The 17,301-nt window shown below is 63.1% G+C and carries 16 protein-coding genes and 1 pseudogene; 9 read left to right on the top strand and 8 right to left on the bottom strand.

Annotated features, from left to right (window positions below):
- The first annotated feature begins 40 nt into the window (after positions 1 to 40).
- The 3 genes and pseudogenes from ABIB35_RS02210 to ABIB35_RS02200 form a co-directional block, all read left to right on the top strand.
- Positions 41 to 580 carry a hypothetical protein gene (locus tag ABIB35_RS02210; RefSeq protein WP_354178530.1) on the top strand — a complete coding sequence of 180 codons (540 nt, stop codon included), beginning with the start codon at positions 41 to 43 and terminating at the stop codon, positions 578 to 580.
- A gap of 108 nt (positions 581 to 688) precedes the next feature.
- A complete protein-coding gene (locus ABIB35_RS02205; protein ID WP_354178528.1) occupies positions 689 to 2,146 on the top strand; it encodes a glutamate-cysteine ligase family protein in 1,458 nt (485 codons plus the stop codon).
- Positions 2,147 to 2,339: 193 nt separating this feature from the next.
- A pseudogene (locus ABIB35_RS02200) lies at positions 2,340 to 2,747 on the top strand (Hsp20/alpha crystallin family protein); the annotation flags it as partial.
- 230 nt (positions 2,748 to 2,977) lie between these two features.
- Here the strand turns inward: ABIB35_RS02200 and ABIB35_RS02195 are convergent.
- From ABIB35_RS02195 to ABIB35_RS02185, 3 genes are all read right to left on the bottom strand, one after another.
- Entirely contained in the window at positions 2,978 to 4,198 is a 1,221-nt protein-coding gene (locus tag ABIB35_RS02195; RefSeq protein WP_354178525.1) for an NADP-dependent isocitrate dehydrogenase, read from the bottom strand.
- A 197-nt stretch (positions 4,199 to 4,395) separates the two neighbouring features.
- The gene (purH, locus tag ABIB35_RS02190; RefSeq protein ID WP_354178523.1) at positions 4,396 to 6,009 is read right to left on the bottom strand and encodes a bifunctional phosphoribosylaminoimidazolecarboxamide formyltransferase/IMP cyclohydrolase; all 1,614 of its coding nucleotides are present in this window, start codon (positions 6,007 to 6,009) and stop codon (positions 4,396 to 4,398) included.
- A 152-nt stretch (positions 6,010 to 6,161) separates the two neighbouring features.
- Positions 6,162 to 7,646: an HNH endonuclease gene (locus ABIB35_RS02185; RefSeq protein ID WP_502915713.1), complete on the bottom strand. Its 1,485-nt coding sequence runs from the start codon at positions 7,644 to 7,646 to the stop codon at positions 6,162 to 6,164.
- Positions 7,647 to 8,053: 407 nt separating this feature from the next.
- Between ABIB35_RS02185 and ABIB35_RS02180 the strand changes: the two genes are divergently transcribed.
- Positions 8,054 to 9,406 (top strand): MFS transporter, encoded by a 1,353-nt coding sequence (locus ABIB35_RS02180; RefSeq protein WP_354178519.1) that lies wholly within the window; start codon positions 8,054 to 8,056, stop codon positions 9,404 to 9,406.
- Positions 9,407 to 9,420: 14 nt separating this feature from the next.
- Here the strand turns inward: ABIB35_RS02180 and purN are convergent, their stop codons facing one another.
- Positions 9,421 to 10,005, bottom strand: coding sequence for a phosphoribosylglycinamide formyltransferase (gene purN, locus ABIB35_RS02175; RefSeq protein ID WP_354178518.1), 585 nt, complete (start codon positions 10,003 to 10,005; stop codon positions 9,421 to 9,423).
- A gap of 39 nt (positions 10,006 to 10,044) precedes the next feature.
- On the opposite strand from purN, the gene ABIB35_RS02170 reads away from it, so the two are divergent.
- The gene (locus ABIB35_RS02170) at positions 10,045 to 10,482 is read left to right on the top strand and encodes a hypothetical protein (RefSeq protein WP_354178517.1); all 438 of its coding nucleotides are present in this window, start codon (positions 10,045 to 10,047) and stop codon (positions 10,480 to 10,482) included.
- A gap of 26 nt (positions 10,483 to 10,508) precedes the next feature.
- On the top strand, positions 10,509 to 11,024 hold the full coding sequence (locus tag ABIB35_RS02165; RefSeq protein ID WP_354178515.1) for a signal peptidase I: 516 nt from the start codon (positions 10,509 to 10,511) through the stop codon (positions 11,022 to 11,024).
- Here ABIB35_RS02165 and ABIB35_RS02160 read toward each other — a convergent pair.
- Together ABIB35_RS02160 and ABIB35_RS02155 are read right to left on the bottom strand one after the other, a co-directional pair.
- Entirely contained in the window at positions 10,982 to 12,268 is a 1,287-nt protein-coding gene (locus tag ABIB35_RS02160; protein WP_354178513.1) for a cell division protein PerM, read from the bottom strand. The genes ABIB35_RS02165 and ABIB35_RS02160 overlap by 43 nt on opposite strands.
- Positions 12,269 to 12,402: 134 nt before the next feature.
- Complete coding sequence (locus ABIB35_RS02155; RefSeq protein WP_354178511.1) at positions 12,403 to 13,155, bottom strand: TSUP family transporter; 753 nt, start codon at positions 13,153 to 13,155, stop codon at positions 12,403 to 12,405.
- A 22-nt stretch (positions 13,156 to 13,177) separates the two neighbouring features.
- Between ABIB35_RS02155 and ABIB35_RS02150 the strand changes: the two genes are divergently transcribed.
- The 3 genes from ABIB35_RS02150 (at position 13,178) to ABIB35_RS02140 (ending at position 15,438) form a co-directional block, all read left to right on the top strand.
- A complete protein-coding gene (locus ABIB35_RS02150; protein WP_354178509.1) occupies positions 13,178 to 13,813 on the top strand; it encodes a DUF1684 domain-containing protein in 636 nt (211 codons plus the stop codon).
- Positions 13,814 to 14,079: 266 nt separating this feature from the next.
- Positions 14,080 to 14,631, top strand: a complete 552-nt coding sequence (locus tag ABIB35_RS02145; protein WP_354178507.1) for a GNAT family N-acetyltransferase — start codon at positions 14,080 to 14,082, stop codon at positions 14,629 to 14,631.
- Between the two features lie 12 nt (positions 14,632 to 14,643).
- Positions 14,644 to 15,438: an MSMEG_6728 family protein gene (locus tag ABIB35_RS02140; protein ID WP_354178505.1), complete on the top strand. Its 795-nt coding sequence runs from the start codon at positions 14,644 to 14,646 to the stop codon at positions 15,436 to 15,438.
- A gap of 53 nt (positions 15,439 to 15,491) precedes the next feature.
- Here the strand turns inward: ABIB35_RS02140 and ABIB35_RS02135 are convergent, their stop codons facing one another.
- Together ABIB35_RS02135 and ABIB35_RS02130 are read right to left on the bottom strand one after the other, a co-directional pair.
- Positions 15,492 to 16,175 (bottom strand): DUF6318 family protein, encoded by a 684-nt coding sequence (locus tag ABIB35_RS02135; protein ID WP_354178503.1) that lies wholly within the window; start codon positions 16,173 to 16,175, stop codon positions 15,492 to 15,494.
- 195 nt (positions 16,176 to 16,370) lie between these two features.
- A complete protein-coding gene (locus ABIB35_RS02130; RefSeq protein WP_354178501.1) occupies positions 16,371 to 17,267 on the bottom strand; it encodes a hypothetical protein in 897 nt (298 codons plus the stop codon).
- Between the last annotated feature and the right edge of the window lie 34 nt (positions 17,268 to 17,301).

Raw genomic sequence — 17,301 nt, 5'->3', positions numbered from 1 at the left:
GGTGGTGCCCGTTCCGGCTGGATACAACAAGGAGATTCACGTGGCAGGAAATCTATTTGCCCGGTCCGTACACGACCTCAGTGCAGCCGCCTGGTTTGGAGGTTCACTGATGGGCGCGGTGGGCCTGAACGGCGCCGCCGCCGAAGCAAGGGATCCGGCGGAACGCACTAGGCTTTCGAGCCTGGGATGGAAGAAATGGGCCCCGCTGCAGGCGGTCGCCATCATCGCCCACTTCCTTGCTGGGCTGGCCATCATTGGGGAAAACAAAGGCCGGGTCGCGAAGCAGGACGGCGTCGGGTCACTGACTGCCTACAAGACCGGAGTGACAGTTACCGGCGCCCTCCTCACCTTCTACGCGGGCATGCTGGGGCGGAAGGTGGACAAGTATTCCGAGGAAGGCGCGGCTGGTGCCACTGAGCCACACCCCGGCACCTCAAAGGAACTGCAGTCGGCCCAGCGGCAGCTGAAGGTGGTGCAGTGGTGCATTCCGGTCTTATCGGGAGCTGTCATTGTGATGGGCGCCCAGCACGGAGAAATGCAGCGAGCCACCAACGTCTTCAAGGGCCTGCTGCAGTCCTAACCCGGACCCGTAGCTCCGTCCGTCGGAACGCCATATTTCGTCTCACGCCCCGGCCCACGCTATACAACCTTCGGTGCCCATGGTTATCTTCAAACGATGGGCGCCGAAGTGAACAGCAAAACATACAGCCGCGAGCAGCGGACGCGGTACCGCCAGCGGCTCATCGAAAACCTCGACCGATTTGCCGGGTACCTGTCAACGGCAACCTTCGCCGACACAGCCAGTATTGGGCTTGAGCTGGAGCTGAACCTGACAAACCAGGACTTCTCCCCCGCACTTCGCAATGCGGCCGTTCTGGAGCAGATTGCCGATCCCTCCTTCCAGACCGAAATCGGTGCCTTCAACATCGAGATGAACCATCCGGCATTGTCTATCGGCGGTGCCGGCCTGAGGGATCTCGAAAACAGCCTCAGGTTCCAGCTCAACCGGGCGGACACCCGGGCCGCGGAGGTCAAGACAGAAATCCTCATGGCCGGAATCCTCCCGACGCTGCGGCCGAGCCTGCTGGAAAACAAGGAGTGGCTCAGCGCAGGTAAGCGTTATGCCGCCCTGAACACCTCTGTACTGCAGGCACGCGGCGAGGACGTGCACGTGGATCTGCGCGGCGTGGAGTCGCTGTCCTTCTACGCCAAGAACATTTCCCCCGAAGCGGCGTGCACTTCCGTGCAGCTCCATCTGGAGGTGAGCCCCGAAGACTTTGCGCCGGCATGGAACGCCGCCCAGATCATTGCCGCTCCCCAGGTGGCCCTTGCCGCCAATTCTCCGATCTTCATGGAACGCATCCTGTGGCATGAGACCCGGGTGGAACTTTTCAAGCAGGCCATCGACACCCGCCCGCCGGAGATGAAGACCCAGGGGGTACGCCCCCGTGTGTGGTTCGGGGAACGGTGGATCACTTCCATCTTTGACCTCTTCGAAGAGAATGTCCGGTATTTTCCAGCCCTGCTCCCGGAGCTCTCCCGCAGCAGCGGTGGCTCCACCCCCACCGGGGCGCCGCTGCTGCCGGAACTTCGCCTGCACAACGGCACGGTGTACCGGTGGAACCGGCCGATCTACGATCCGGGGGAACAAACACCCAACCTGCGGCTGGAGAACCGGGTCCTCCCCGCCGGTCCCACGGTGCTGGACGTGGTTGCCAACGCAGCCTTCTTCTATGGCCTGGTCCAGCACCTGCGCACCGCCGACCGCCCGCTGTGGAGCAGGCTCGCCTTCCAGAGTGCCGCGGATAACTTCGAGGCCTGCGCCCGCAACGGCCTCGAAGCCACGGTGTACTGGCCCGGCATCGGCGAAACCCCCGTTGCCGAACTGATCATCAGGCATTTGGTTCCCCAGGCAGCCGCGGGACTCCAGGAGCTGGGAGTGGACCAGCAGCTGATCGGCCGGTACCTGGATGTTGTGCGGGAGCGGGCACGCACCGAACAGAACGGTGCCTCCTGGCAGATCGCGTATCTGCGCCGTCTGGAGAGCCAGGGCATGGAGCGCAGGCCCGCGCTGGCCGAACTCACCCGCAGGTACTGGGAAAACATGCACTCGAATGCTCCCGTCCACGAGTGGCCGGTCGACTAAAACGCTGCGAAACCAGCGGCAAGTAATCTTGGCTTCCTGAGGTCATTTTTCGGATCGCGTTCTGGCACTCATATCCGGCGAGTGCTAGCCTAATTTCATTCTTGAGTCGGTAAGACTCAAGTTAGCGACCCTTCAGAAGTTCCGAATGATGATTCGCCTGCCCAGCAGGTGGGCGTAAAAGGAGTTGATGATAATGGCCATGAAGTTCGATCCATTCCGCGAGCTCGACCGGATGGCAGGAGCCCTGCTTGATCCCCGGCAGCGGCTGCGGCTGATGCCCATTGATCTGTACCGCGAGGGTGACCACTACATTCTGAATGCCGATCTGCCGGGCATCGATCCGGGCTCAGTAGACGTGGATGTGGACGGCCAGCTGTTGACCATCAGGGCAGAGCGCACTATTCAGGCCGCCGATACCGTCACGTGGCTAACCAGGGAACGTGAGTCCGGAACCTTCCTCCGCCAGCTCAATCTGGGGCAGGGAATCGACATTGAGGGAATCTCCGCGAAATACGAGAACGGTGTCCTCAGCGTTCTCATTCCGGTCAGTGAACGCGCCAAACCGCGCAAGATTGAGGTGTCCTCCTCCTACACGGGTGGCGACACCATCAGCGGTCACGCTTCTACCGAATCGGTGACCTCATCGAGCAGCTCCGGCTCGTCCTCAGGGTCCGGTTCCTCGGGCTCCGGCTCAATGGGGTCCGGCTCAATGGGGTCCGGTTCCTCCGGCGACCAGGGTTCCGGGATCTAGCAGCTCCCCTCAAAACGACGGCGGCGCCCCACCAGCAAAGGTGGGGCGCCGCCATCGTTGTGCGCTGAAGCGTCTGGAGACTAGCCCAGGCGGGTCTTCAGGTTGGCATCGAGCTCAGCGAGGAATTCCTCGGTGGTCAGGTATGCCTGGTCCGGGCCCACCAGGGCCGCGAGGTCCTTGGTCATCTTGCCGGACTCGACCGTCTTGATGACAACGTCTTCAAGGGTCTCGGCGAAGCGAATGACCTCGGGGGTGTTGTCCAGCTTGCCGCGGTGCATCAGGCCACGGGTCCACGCGAAGATCGAAGCGATCGGGTTTGTGGAGGTGGGCTTGCCCTGCTGGTGCTGGCGGTAGTGACGGGTCACGGTGCCGTGTGCTGCTTCGGCCTCGACGGTCTTGCCGTCCGGGGTCATCAGCACGGACGTCATCAGGCCCAGCGAGCCGAAGCCCTGTGCCACGGTGTCAGACTGGACGTCGCCGTCGTAGTTCTTGCAGGCCCAGACGTAGCCGCCTTCCCACTTCATGGCGGAGGCAACCATGTCATCGATCAGACGGTGCTCGTAGGTGAGGCCGGCTGCTTCGAACTGGTCCTTGAACTCGGCGTCGAAGACTTCCTGGAACAGATCCTTGAACTGGCCGTCGTAGGCCTTCAGGATGGTGTTCTTGGTGGAGAGGTACACCGGGTAGTTCCGCTGCAGGCCGTAGGCGAAGGAAGCCCGGGCAAAGTCGCGGATCGAGTCGTTGAAGTTGTACATGCCCATGGCGACGCCGCCGTCGTCACCGTAGGTGACAACCTCGGTCTTGATTTCTTCCCCGCCGTCCTTGGGGGTGTAGGTCAGCGTCAGGGTGCCGGCACCGGGAACCTTGAAGTTGGTGGCCTTGTACTGGTCGCCGTGGGCGTGGCGGCCAATGATGATCGGCTTGTTCCAGCCCGGGACCAGACGCGGGATGTTGGAGATGATGATCGGTTCGCGGAAGACCACGCCGCCGAGGATGTTGCGGATGGTCCCGTTCGGGGAAACCCACATCTTCTTCAGGCCGAATTCCTCAACGCGTGCCTCGTCGGGGGTAATGGTGGCGCACTTGACGCCCACGCCGTGTTCCTTGATGGCGTTGGCAGCGTCAATGGTGACCTGGTCATCAGTGGCGTCGCGGTTCTGGATCGAGAGGTCGTAGTACTTCAGATCTACGTCCAGGTACGGGTTGATCAGACGGTCCTTGATGAACTGCCAGATGATGCGGGTCATCTCGTCGCCGTCGAGTTCTACAACAGAACCCACTACCTTGATTTTCTCAGCCACACGATCTCCTTGTGTGTTGGTGGGCGCCGGCCATGTCTTGTGGCATGGCGGAGCCCGTCTTTTAGGCTTGTATTTGAGACCAACTATGCCACAGCCCACTAGGGCCGCCCTAAACTCCGGGACCGCTGATGACGCGTACCGTCCCGGAGTTCCGGCGCGCTGGGAACCTCATCCTCCCAGCCGCCGACCGCAGGGTTTTAGTGGAAGAAGTGCCGTGCACCGGTGAAATACATGGTGACGCCGGCGGCATTCGCCGCTTCGATCACCTCGTTGTCACGGATGGATCCGCCGGGCTGGACGACGGCGCGGACACCGGCATCGAGGAGGATCTGCAGGCCGTCGGCGAACGGGAAGAAAGCATCGGATGCAGCCACGGAACCGCGTGCGCGCTGCTCCTCGGGTCCACCCAGGGTGTTGGCCCGCTCCACGGCGAGGCGGCAGGAATCCACCCGGTTGACCTGGCCCATACCCACGCCCACCGATGCGCCGTTATGCGCTAGCAGGATGGCGTTGGACTTTGCCGCCCGGACCGCCGTCCAGGCGAAGGCAAGGTCAGCGAGCATCGCTTCGTCGGCTGCGGGTCCGGAAACCAGCGTCCAGTTTTCGGGCTGGTCCCCTTCTGCCTGCATCTTGTCCGACTTCTGGATCAACATGCCGCCGGAGACCTGGCGGAATTCGGCCGCGCTGCGGCCGTAGCCGTCCGGCAGGGTCAGCAGGCGGATGTTCTTCTTGGCGGAGAGGATCTCCACTGCTTCGGGCTCGAAGTCCGGAGCAATGACCACCTCGGTGAAGATGTCCTTGACTGTTTTGGCCATGCCTGCGGTGACTGTGCGGTTGGCCGCGATCACGCCGCCGAAGGCGGAAACGGGATCGCAGGCGTGCGCCTTGGCATGGGCATCGGCGATCGGATCGGCCGCGTCCGGGGATGCCACTGCCACGCCGCACGGGTTGGCGTGCTTGACGACGGCGACGGCCGGCTCGCTGAAGTCGAAGGCAGCGCGCAGGGCGGCGTCGGCATCGACGTAGTTGTTGTAGGACATCGCCTTGCCGTGCAGCTGGTCCGCCTGTGCCACGCCGGGCTGTGCGCTCTTGTCCACATACAGGGCCGCCTCCTGATGCGGGTTTTCGCCGTAGCGCAGTACCTCGGACCGTTCCAGAGCCAGGCCGGTGTAGGCCGGCCAGGTGGTGCCTTCCTCGGTTCCGTCACCAAACTGGTCCGCCGTCCAGGCTGCCACTGCAGTGTCATAGGCGGCGGTGGAGGCGAAGGCCTCGGCGGCCAGGCGGCGGCGCTGGTCCAGGTCAAAGCCGCCTTCGGCAGCTGCGGTGACAACCTCGGCGTACTTGGCCGGGTCAACAACCACGGCAACGGAAGGGTGATTCTTGGCGGCGGCCCGGACCATGGACGGTCCGCCGATGTCGATCTGTTCCACCACTTCATCCTGGCTGGCTCCGGACTTCACGGTCTCAACGAACGGGTAGAGGTTCACCACCACGAGGTCGAAGGGTTCAATGTCCATTTCAGCGAGCTGGGCCACGTGGTCCTCGCGGCGGCGGTCGGCCAGGATACCGGCGTGTACGCGGGGGTGCAGTGTCTTGACCCGTCCGTCCAGGCATTCTGCAAACCCGGTGATCTCGGAGACCTCCGTGACGGGCACGCCTGCAGCGGCAATCTGCTTGGCGGTGGAACCGGTGGACACGATGCTGACGCCGGCAGCGGAAAGGCCCTGAGCCAGTTCCGTCAAGCCGGTCTTGTCATAGACCGAGATCAGGGCCCGGCGGATCGGTACACGGTTCAGCGGCTGAGAGCTCACGCAATATCTCCAAAGTAAGAGGGTGTCGGTGGCTACAGTTTAGGTCACAGTGCCCTGGCGGGCAGAGTGTGAAGCTCAGGCCGAGTGTGAAGCTCCGGCAGTGTGAACGCCTGCCACACGATGACGAGCTGCGCCGGATTGGTGCGGCAGTCCTACCACTGGCCCGGAAGCGGCGGAGCGGTGGAGCGGTACATGTGGCCGGTTGGCGTAGTGGTTACTACGCTGTGCCGGTCTGGCGGATGGCCCGCCCGGTCTCGGACTGCGTGGTCTGGGACTGCGGGGCCTTGGACTGCGGGGCCTTGGACTGCGAAGGATGCGGGTGCTCCTTCACTCCGGGCTGTCCATCCTGGCGCTTCTTTAGCCTGATTGCAGGCCACGCATAACCCCTGTATGTTCTCTGCGCTGGTGGGGCCTCCCTCGCGGAATGGTTTGATGTGGTCATAGTGCCGGATCGGCGCCCCACACCACGGTGTCCGGCAGATCTGGTCGCGGGCGGCTATCAGCCGGGCCAGACCGTCCGGAACCAGCCTGGCGCGGGAGTCCATGGCGGTGAGCCGACCGCTGTCCGGTGCCGTGTAGAGCCGGCGAAGCCACACCTCTGTGCGGGGCTCCCTGCGGACAGGGCGGGACTGCAAACTGCGGTTGCTGCCCTCTTCAGCCTCTCGTACCTGTTCCGTGTCTATTTCGATTCTCCTGGTCCTTCTGGTCCTTCTGGTTTTCCCGCTGTCGCTCTTGTATTTATTGCTGCTGCGGATCAGGTCCCGCGCCCACTGCGCGGGGACAATTCCGTACCCGGCCAGCACGGCTGGCTCCGCCCCGTTGGGCACGAACGCCTCAGCCGGGCCACCCGGATCAGCCGGGCCACCAGAGGCCGGAAGGACTCCGTGCAGCAGTGTCCTGTCCGTCATGATCAGCTGCACTTCCACCCGCAGGTCCTCCGCTCGGGCCTGACCGGTCAACAGTTCAACGAAGGTATCGGCCATGACCTGGCCCTTAGAACGGGGATCTCCCCCAGCTCGGGCCCGGTCGGCCGTCCGCGTCAATGCCGCCATCACTCCCACGCCCTGGGCTACCGGCAGCAGCGCGCTCACGTACGTCATGGTGTCCGGTGCCGGACGACAGGATACAAACCGATCCGAAGCAGCCTTTGCCGCCCGGTTCACCACGCTGAGCGGATCCAGTCCGTAGGACAGGGATTTGATCGCGGCAATCAGTTTCCGGTCTCCCAGCTGCTCAAGTCTGTCCTGGTCACCGGCGATCAGCTCGTCGACCTTCTGCCGATCGACCAGGGTCAGACAGGCAGTCTCCCGCACCAGAATGGTGGCCCGCCATTCGCTAATGACTCCGCGGCTCAAAGCGCGCAGGGTATGCGGCATCTCAGTACTGAGGATGCGCGCCAGCCCCAGCAGCCGGCCACCGTTATTCGGAGACTCGCGCCGGGCCAGCGCAACCTGCGCTGCCACCCCACGGCCCAGCTGCTCCGCTTTCACTCCAGCACGCGCCTGGCTCCGTCTGGATGACTCGTCAAAAACCGCGGCAGCGCGAGCCTGCGCGGCACAAATACTGCCTTTGAGTTCTTCCAACACCCGGATGTGATCGATCAACTGTGCTCTTACCGAGGTCTCTGCAGCTTCCAGCGCCGCGGCGTCCGACGTGTTACAGCGTTCGCTGGCCGCCGCGGAGGCCGGACCTGGGTTTGTGCTGCTCCTGCCAATAGCCCTGCTAGGAGCCCTGTCATGAGCGGGTGAGTAGTACATGTCTTCTATTTTAGTGATGTAGATCATGAAGTGAGCCGTGTTTAGTTACGGGACATTTCAAGAAAAACACTCGAATATTTTTGCTGATTACCTGCCCCCATTGGATTTCCCAAGAGCTGCCGGCCTTTGCACGCCGTCGACCGGTGAACCTCGTTACTGCTACCCCTCTGCAAGCAGACAACTCCCCTCCGGTTTCCCACATCATCCGGCCCGCGATGTACAGTTTCTTCGGACCTGCCGCGAGGGCTGGCCAATCCCCGCACCTCCGCCGCTTGGAAGGCCTTCCCATGACAACCACCGACACCCTGCCTACGGGCGATCAGGTGGTCCAAAACCTGCCGTGGAAGTGGAAAGTGCAGGGACGCATCTTCATCATCGGCGGCCTGGGTTTCATGTTCGACGCCTGGGACGTGACCCTGAACGGGGTCCTCATTCCGCTGCTTTCCAAGCAGTGGGACCTGGTGCCTGCCCAGGCCGCATGGATCGGCACCGCGAACCTGCTGGGCATGGCCATCGGGGCGTTTGTCTGGGGCTCAATTGCCGATGCCATTGGCCGCAAGAGAGCCTTCACCGCCACCCTGCTGGTCTTTTCACTCTTCACCGTGCTGGGCGCCTTCTCCCCGGACATCATCTGGTTCTGCATCTTCCGCTTCATGGCAGGCTTCGGCCTTGGCGGCTGCGTCCCCGTGGATTACGCCCTGGTGGGAGAGTTCACCCCCCGTAAACAGCGAGGCAGGGTGTTGACGGCGATGGACGGCTGGTGGCCGGTGGGCGCAGCGCTCTGCGGCGCAACCTCGGCGCTGATCATGGCCACCCTGGCCGACTGGCGGTTCACCATGCTGATCATGGTGCTGCCGGCACTGCTTGTCTTCTGGGTCAGGCGGTCCGTGCCCGAATCTCCCCTCTTCCTGGTCCGCAAGGGACGCACAGCGGAAGCCGAAACGGTCATCAACGGGCTCATCAAGAGCACCGGTTCCACGGTGACCCGCTGGCGGCTGCCCGAGCCGGAGGAACCCGCGAAGCTGTCGCTGCGGGCCGTCGGGACCCAACTGACGGACCTCTGGCGGTACAGCTGGAAGATCACGCTGACCGCATGGTCCCTCTTCTTCACCGTGCTGCTGGTCTACTACCTCGCGCTCACCTGGATGCCCAAGATCCTCGTGGATTCGGGCTTCAAGGAATACGCAGCGTTCCTGACCACCTCGGGGATGGCCGCCGTCGGACTCTTGGGAGTGATTGTTGCCGCCCTGTTGGTTGAACGTGTGGGACGCAAGTGGATCCTGGCCGTCACCGGCCCGCTCTCCGCGCTCATCCTCGTGATTGTTGCGCTGGTGCTGGACGTGCCGGCAGCGGCCACGGGCTGGCTGTTGGCCTACGGATTTGTGGTGCAGGTAGCCATCCCGGTGCTGTACGCCTATGTCTCCGAGCTGTACCCCACCGAGCTGCGCGGCAGCGGATTTGGCTGGGCTTCCACTGTCTCGCGCATTGGTGCAGGCTTTGGTCCGCTGATCTTCGTCTCCATCAGCTGGCCCTATTTGGGCCTGCCGCTGTCCTTTGGACTTGCCGGTGCCCTGGTGGTGCTGGCCGTGATCTGGATGATGCGGTTTGCGCCGGAAACCCGGGGCGCTGCCCTGGACTAAGGGGAACCGGCCGCCTACTTGTTCAGCGCAGGGAGGCCCTCGGCGCTGACCCTGCGCAGCGTTTCGATCAGCAGCCGACGTTCCTGGACCTTGATGCGCTCGTGCAGGGTTTCCTCGGTGTCGTCGTCCAGAACCTCCACGGCAGCCTGCGCCAGGATCGGACCGGTGTCCACCCCGGCGTCGGCAATGTGCACGGTGCAGCCGGCGACTTTGACCCCGTAGGCCAGAGCATCGCGCACCCCGTGGGCCCCGGGGAAAGCGGGCAGCAGCGCCGGATGCGTATTGAGGTAGCGGCCTTCAAAAGCCCTGATGAAATGCTCGTCCACAATGCGCATAAAGCCCGAGGACAGCACGATGTCCGGGTGATAGGAGGCCACTGTTTCCGTCAGGGCCGCATTCCACTCCGAGCGCACCGGATAGTCACGGAAATTCACCACAAACGTCTCGAAGCCGGCGTCGGCTGCACGCTGCACACCAAGGGTGCCTGGTCGGTCGGCTCCGACGGCGGCGATATCGACGTCGAGCTTCCCCTCCGCCACGGCGTCCAAAACGGCCTGAAGGTTGGATCCGGTGCCGGACACGAGAACAACAATGCGCATGCGTCAACCTTAGGCTCAGCCGTCGCCTAGGGTTAAACCATGAACAACGACGGCCGTGCCCCTGACCAGACTCCCCCGCCGTTGCAGCAGGCACCCAAAAAGACCCCCGCCACCGACGAACAGAAGCAGAGCACCCGCGGCTACCTGCGGGTTTTCGGTGCCCTGGTTGTTGCCCTGCTGCTCACCTCGGGGCTCGCCCTGCCGTGGAAAGTGGTGCCGCTGGTGCTGGGAGTGGCCGCCGTCGTCGTCGGCATTATGACGCTGGTCAAGGTGCTGCGCTTCAGCACCGGCCCGGTGCAGATGTTTGTGACCTCTCTTGGCCTGGTGGCGTCTGTGGTGATGACGCTTGGTCTTGGACTGGCCGTTGCCACGTGGGACAGTACCGAAAAGCTTGAAAACTGCATGCGCAACGCGCTGACCATGGAAGCCAAGGACCAGTGCCAGTCCGAGTTCAGTAACGGACTCTTTCAACGCTGAAAAACGGCCGCGGGATCTTCCCGCTGATGGGGAAGCTGGCGGCGGCCTGCCTCCTGGTGACACTGTTCGGGCTGGTGGCCGGTCCCCCGCTCGTGGGGCTGCGCCCGCTGACCGTTCTGAGCTCCTCGATGGAGCCCTCGCTCCGCCCGGGGCATGTGGTGCTGGTGCGTGAGGTGGATCCGGCTACCGTCCAGGTGGGTGAGATCCTGACCTATCTGCCCGCCGGTGCTGCGCCCGATGCGCTTCCGATCACGCACCGGCTGACCGGTTTCGCCGCGGCCGCAGATGGGTCGCGTGAGCTGGTTTTGCAGGGCGACGCGAATTCGCTGCCCGATCCGGCGGTCCCGCCATCAGCCCTTCAGGGCAGGGTGGTGGCTACGCTCCCCTATCTGGGATATCCGGACCTGCTGGCGCAGCGCGGCGACCTGGGCTGGCTCCGCCCGGCGCTTGGCCTGGCGATGTTTGGTTACGCCGCGCTGCTGTTTTTCCAGCACGTCCGTCAGCGGCGCTCCTCGCGCTCCAGCCAGGGCCCGACGGCGTAACCCACCACCACGCCCACAGCCACTTCGGCAGCAATCCAGAGGCCCGTCCATAGCGGGTCCGCGCCTATGTCAACAAAGCGGCCGATGCCCGCAGACCCTCCCGAGATCAGGACGGCGGCGGCAGCCAGGATCCCGGACACCAGACCCACGAAAGCGCCCAGCAGGAGCGTGGAGACGGTTGCGGTGAACCAGCGTGCCCGGATCTTCAGCGAGAGCCATTCATCAAAATGGTTTTCTCCTTCGCGGAGGAACCACCAGCCGGCCAGGAAGCCCGCGATAACGGGCAGGATCAGCACGGCAACGGCATATTCCGCTCCGCCGGCGGGCAGCGCGGCCAGCACCGGAACGGCCGGCAGCGGACCAACGGTTGTTTCCAGCGGGCTGATCAGGCTCCCGGTTCCCAGCGAGAAGCCGGCTCCCGAGGTCCAGCCCAGTGCCCAGCCCACAAAGTTGGGCATCAATCCCAGCTCGACGACGGTCAGTACCACCCCGCCGATAATTCCGGCATCCAGGTGCTGGTAGACAGTGACGATTTCAGCCCAGCTCATGGCCAGCGCCACCGTCACCAGCAGGGCGGAGAAGCCCAGCGCTGCGACGATACCCACCGCTCCGGCGCGGATGACGGCCCACACGTACGAGCCGGCCCAGCGCGAGTGCTGGCTGGTGCGGGAGATCCAGTCGGTCAGGTCCACGCCGATCAGCCGCACCCAGGACCCGGACTCGCGGCGGGCACCGACGATTAGTCCCAGTCCCGCCGAGATCAGCGGAATCAGGGCCCCGGCAGTCACCGAGACGGCGACGTCGTCGTTGCCGGAGAAGTAAGCCGCCGCACCGCCGAGCAGGGCGTAGGTTGCCAGCGCCCCCAGCAGCGCCTGCCAGAGCTGGTCCGTGTAGGACGCCTTGGCCAGCCGGCGGCCGGCGCGCCAGGACAGGAAGAACGGAATGAGCGTCAGGCCCAGCGGGAACAGCGAGAGCACACCGGAGGTTACCCCGGTGGCCACGGTTCCGGCGGGAAAGGTCAGGGTCAGCGGCACCCCGTGGATCAGGAGCCATCCCTGTCCGCCGAGCCGGGCCAACGAGGCGAAGTCACGGTCGGTGAAGCCGCTGGCAAACCAGACGCCGATCAGCGGCAGGAAAATCATCAGGGCGGAGAGGACTGCAGCCTGGCCGAGCTCGACCACTCCCTGCAGCCACAGGGGCATGGGCAGTACACCCGGAGTTTTTGGGCGGGTAGAAAGTTTCATCGTTCCTATCGTCCCACCCGGTGCGCGGCGGGCCGTTCAGGAGCTGCCGCGAGTCGGCTGCTGCGAAGGGCCTGCCGTGCTCAGGCGGCCAGGTCGAGCTGCCGTGCTCAGGCGGCCAGGTCGAGCTGCCGTGCTCAGGCGGCCAGGTCGAAAATCCCCTTGGCCAGTGCGGCTGCGGCACCGATGAACGCAATGATGACCACGGCGGCCCGTGCCTGGTCATCGCGGATGAAGCGTTGCAGCTTCTCGCCGGCGTAGATCCCGCCGATGATCATCAGGGCGATCAGCCCCCAGGCCCAGGGCTCGAACGGCGGCATCTGGCCCGGGTCCAGAGACAGCTTGGAGGTCAGGGTGACAATGGCAATGGTGACGAAAAACGGCTGCAGGGTGGCGGCGAAGGGACGCTGGGGCCAGCGGGCCATCAGCGCGTACGCACTGACCGACGGTCCGCCCACCCCGGCCACCGCGTTGGTCACTCCGGACAGAAACCCCGCAACAGCCTTCGGTGCATTGCCGGTCACCGTCACCGAGGAACGCTGCATCACCAGCGATGCGGTCAGCGCAACCAGCACAATGGCACCCACCACCACGGCCATGGGTGCTGCCGGCAGGTACACGGCTGCAACCGATGCGGGGATGCTGCCGAAGACTGCCGGGACGGCCAGCCAGCGGTACATGCTCCAGTCAATGTCCTTCCAGACCCGCAGCATGATCAGCGCCGAGGACACCAGACCGCACACATTCACCATCAGCACGCCGCCGTGAGATCCCAGCAGGATCACCAGGAACGGAGAAATGAGCAGGGCAAAGCCGAGGCCGGCGATGCGCTGTGCAATGGCGCCGATGAAAATGGCAACGAGTACGACGATGAGGAGTCCGGTAGTCACCCGAACACACTACGCTGGACAGATGGTTTCCCCCGTAACGGTCCTGCAGACAGCGGACTGGCGCCAACGCGTTTTCGGCCTGTACGCCCAGGTGCGCCTCACCGCCCAGGAGGTGTCGCCGTCGTACGCCCACGAATTGTGGCGCGCCGAACGGGACCGACTCTTCGCCGAGCACCCCGTCTCACCGTTGAAGCCGCACGCCCGGGAACGTTTCCGCGGGTTGGAAGTGGCCGCCTACAACCCGGACCTGCGCTGCGATGCACTGATCGACGACGACGGCGCCGGGGAACGGATGGAGGTGCCCACCGGAACGGACGGCGTGGTGCCGTTTGTCCGGCTGGGTACCGTGGCGGCCGACGGCGTGGGTCGGTTGGCGGTGTGGCGTCTGGCCTCGTACGGTGGCGGGATCTTCCTGCCCGTCCGTGATGCGCTCTCCGGCACGGACGGCGGAAGCTACGGCGGCGGCCGGTACCTGCTGGACACCATCAAGGGTGCGGATCTTGGGCTGGGTGCGGCTCCGGGCAGCCTGGTCCTGGACTTCAACTTTTTGTACAACCCGTCCTGCGCCTACGACGAGGCATGGGCCTGCCCGCTGCCCGGCCCGGATAACCGGACGGACGCGCCGTTGGCGGTTGGGGAAATGTACGCGGAGTACTAACGGAGGACTGCGGGCGGGGGGCGACGGAGGGCGGGCTCTGGTCTGGCTCTCGACGCTTTTCAGCCGCGGGCAGGCCTGGGGCCAGCACGCGTTCCCACTCTTTGTGGCTGGTGTTTCTGCTGGGGTCACTCTGGCCCCACGAGGTATCAAAGAGTGGGAACCTGCGCTCCGGGGACTCCCGCGCGACGCCTTTTCCAATGTTCAGGAATCCTTCGCAACACCCTTAATCTTCACCAAGGATTACGCCGCATGCCTAAGCTGGACCCGTGACTACTTCTGTTAGCCCAGCAACTCCCGCCGACGCACAGGAACTGGCAAAGCTGGCCGCGCTGACCTTTCCCCTCGCCTGTCCGCCGGCCGTCACCGCAGAGGACAGTGCCGCCTTCGTTGCCGCACATCTGTCCGAAGACGCCTTCGTGCACTATCTGGCCGACGACTCCAAGAAGATCCTGGCTGCCAGGCAGGACAGCGACCTCATCGGCTACGCACTGCTGGTCTTCTCCCCGCCCAGCGATCCGGAGGTCACTGAAGCCCTGCAGCAGCTGCCCGGTCCGGCAGCGGAACTGTCCAAGTGCTATGTCCATCCCGCTGCCCACGGCACCGGGACGGCTGGTGCACTGATGCAGGCAGCCATGGACACCGCCGTCGTATCCGGTTGCCGAACGTTGTGGCTGGGAGTGAATGACCTGAACCTGCGGGCCCAGGCGTTCTACCGCAAGTCCGGTTTCAGCGAGGTTGGTAGGAAGAACTTCACTGTGGGCGGACATATGTTCCGCGACTTCATCCTCGCCCTCCCGCTCCCCGTCGGGGACAAATGACACACTGATTCCGTGCAGACGTTCCTCCCCTACGACGGTTTCAGCCGCAGCGCCAAGGTCCTGGACCAGGCTCGGCTGGGCAAGCAGCGTGTGGAAACCCTGCAGGTACTCCGCGCGCTCGTGATCCCGGACTACGGCTGGCAGAGCCATCCGGCCATGAGGATGTGGATGGGCTACGTTCCGGCCCTGACCGCCTATGGGCTGGCGATGACCAATGAGTGGCTCTCCCGCGGTCACGCCGACACTGTTTACGAGCAGCTCCTGGAGTTTGCGCCGGACGCTGCGGATACCGACGTCGTGCTTCCCCCGTGGTTTGGGGACGCCGCGTTCCACGAGAGCCACCGGTCCAACCTGATCACAAAATCTCCCGAGGTCTACGCGCCGCTGTTCCCGGATACTCCCGGCGGGCTGCCGTACGTGTGGCCCGAGCCCGAGCATCCCTCGCTCCCCTCCGACCCCGCCGGCGACGGCGTTTGGGTGGCCCGGGCGCCGTTGGACAAGGCGACTGGAGCTCCGGTGATCGAGCTGCCGATGCTGTCAGTGAAGGGAACACCCATAACGGGTAAGAAGGGCCGCCAGCTGGCGGCGTTCCTGGAGGACATGGACGACGGCGACGACGTCGTCGTCCTGGGTGCCGACCGTTCCGTGTTGTGCGTCGGCACTGTTGGGCCGGCATCTCTGACCAACGACACAGCCAGGCGGACCGTGTCGGTCCGCGGCAACGTTCACCGGGTGGCGTTCAAGTACCCTGCTTTACTGCAGGACCCCCGAACCCTGTTTCGGGTCCCCCGTCCCGCTTCTCTCTAACACATATGGGGCAGGCCCGCCTGAGTTAGGTTTCCGCTCTAGACCGACGTTTGTTAGATAGTGTCCACGAGGTCCACGATCCACCGACCATCCGTATATGTTGCTTCCATTATTTGATCAAATGAATATCTAGACGCAAAGTTCTGACTATACAAAACCCCATTTGGGCCACGGTTGTAGCTATTGTTTTCTTGAATGCTCAAAATTACCTGATAGCGCCCCTTCGGCGTTAATACAAACGCGCTATTATGATCCAGGATGGTCAGTGTCCCGCCCTGCACCCAATCGTCATCGACATAGCCCTTTTCCATTGATACATAGAACGATTCGCAGATTTCACACTCGGGCCCACTTAGCTCCCTCACATGGGATGTATCTCCGGTTTCATATCCATAGTTCACCAGGCTGAACCAGTACGCCGCGAAAGATTCCAAGCCCTCCTTGGACTCCTGCTTCGCAAGTTCAGGCATCACCGGCAACGGAACGTTCTCCGCAGGACCATTAGCGGTTGCCGGCTTATACGCCGCAGTAGGTGTCGGCGTTGCGGTCGGAGTTGGGGTCTCGCTGGGATCAGCAGTCCCAGTTGGCGGTGATGCGCTCGAAGAGCCAGTCTCAGCAGCCTCAACCTGTGGCTCCACGGAACTCGTGCAGCCGCCCAGGACCAGGACGGCAGCCAAACCGGCGGCACCGAGGCGGACAAAAGCTGGAGCAGCAGAAGGGACGCGGGTGCGGAACATCAAAATACCCCCATGGCAGAAATGGTGCGGGACTGGATGTGATGCCAACAGTACGTGGCTGCACTTCGGCCTTGGAGTTATCCACAGCACTCTGGCGCAAATCTGCAACCAAATAAGAAGGAGGAAGTTTCGACCCGGAGATGATACCTGCACTCTTACCAAACCCCGAAGAGCTTTTATGTCGCAGCGTTAAAACTAACAACCGAAGCCGTTGGGGTTTACGAGGCAATCGTCAGCAACGTTCTGCGACTCAGATTTCCAAACGCGCAGAGTCTGGGGATCGCTCTCCACCGATGCCCGTCCGTCTATTGGGATCATAGGACCACCATTGATGGAATAAGTCCCGGTGTAATATACGACGATGGAAATCAGGTAATCTCCTGGGGACAAATAGGCATGACTAGTGGCTGTCGGTTCCCCTAATCGCTCCGCTGGCAGGGCGGCACCAGCGAACGAGACCGGCCCATACGAGCTGCCATCCCCATAGTGCCATTCGAATTCAGTAGGGGTAGCCACTATCCGAATGTCTTGCCCCAGAAGGGTCATATCGAAAGGCTGCACCTCAGCATTGATATACATGTTGTTTTCCATACCCACTAAGCTGTGAGGATTTGGTTGTGTTACAAAATTGCTAGAAGCAATGGGTCGCTCCTGAAAATCAGTTTCAATTCTGCCTTCTATTTCTGCCACTACATTCGGATTAACTGAATAGACGCACCAAGGCCCACCCGGCAGGCGCTGCCACTCTGCCATGGGAGTTACCAGTAGCCCTGAATACCACCACACCAAGCGTCCATCCGGACCAAGCTTGCAATCGCCCGCTATGCCGCGGAGGCAATCGATATATCCGACGTCCCCGTCAAAACATTCCAGTTCGAAATAATACCCATTTTTGTCCTCAGCAAGCCCAATCTCAGCCGAGGTCCAGACACCACTACCTTCGTGCCTAGTCCATGTCCCGGTAACCTTGCCATCTTCGAGATTTCCCCCGCCCTCAACTTTGGCGATGGAAGGAGCGCTGGCGCAGAGCATCAAGAGAACACATACAGTCCATACGGCAACGCTACGCCAGATGTTCTTAATAACGTTCATTTCTATATATTTTCAACTAGTACTGCATACCAGG

It is taken from the genome of Arthrobacter sp. UYP6, assembly GCF_040547315.1.
Taxonomy (GTDB): Bacteria; Actinomycetota; Actinomycetes; order Actinomycetales; family Micrococcaceae; genus Arthrobacter_B.
Note: the sequence above shows the minus strand (reverse complement) of the source record. Positions and strands in the feature narration are given on the sequence as shown.

Excerpts from the sequence above, each read along its gene's own strand:
- ABIB35_RS02165 (WP_354178515.1), top strand. The coding sequence starts at position 10,509 with ATGGGGAAGCTGGCGGCGGCCTGCCTCCTGGTGACACTGTTCGGGCTG.
- ABIB35_RS02160 (WP_354178513.1), bottom strand. The coding sequence starts at position 12,268 with ATGAAACTTTCTACCCGCCCAAAAACTCCGGGTGTACTGCCCATGCCC.
- ABIB35_RS02130 (WP_354178501.1), bottom strand. The coding sequence starts at position 17,267 with ATGAACGTTATTAAGAACATCTGGCGTAGCGTTGCCGTATGGACTGTA.
- ABIB35_RS02150 (WP_354178509.1), top strand. The coding sequence starts at position 13,178 with ATGGTTTCCCCCGTAACGGTCCTGCAGACAGCGGACTGGCGCCAACGC.
- ABIB35_RS02135 (WP_354178503.1), bottom strand. The coding sequence starts at position 16,175 with ATGTTCCGCACCCGCGTCCCTTCTGCTGCTCCAGCTTTTGTCCGCCTC.
- ABIB35_RS02180 (WP_354178519.1), top strand. The coding sequence starts at position 8,054 with ATGACAACCACCGACACCCTGCCTACGGGCGATCAGGTGGTCCAAAAC.
- purN (WP_354178518.1), bottom strand. The coding sequence starts at position 10,005 with ATGCGCATTGTTGTTCTCGTGTCCGGCACCGGATCCAACCTTCAGGCC.
- ABIB35_RS02170 (WP_354178517.1), top strand. The coding sequence starts at position 10,045 with ATGAACAACGACGGCCGTGCCCCTGACCAGACTCCCCCGCCGTTGCAG.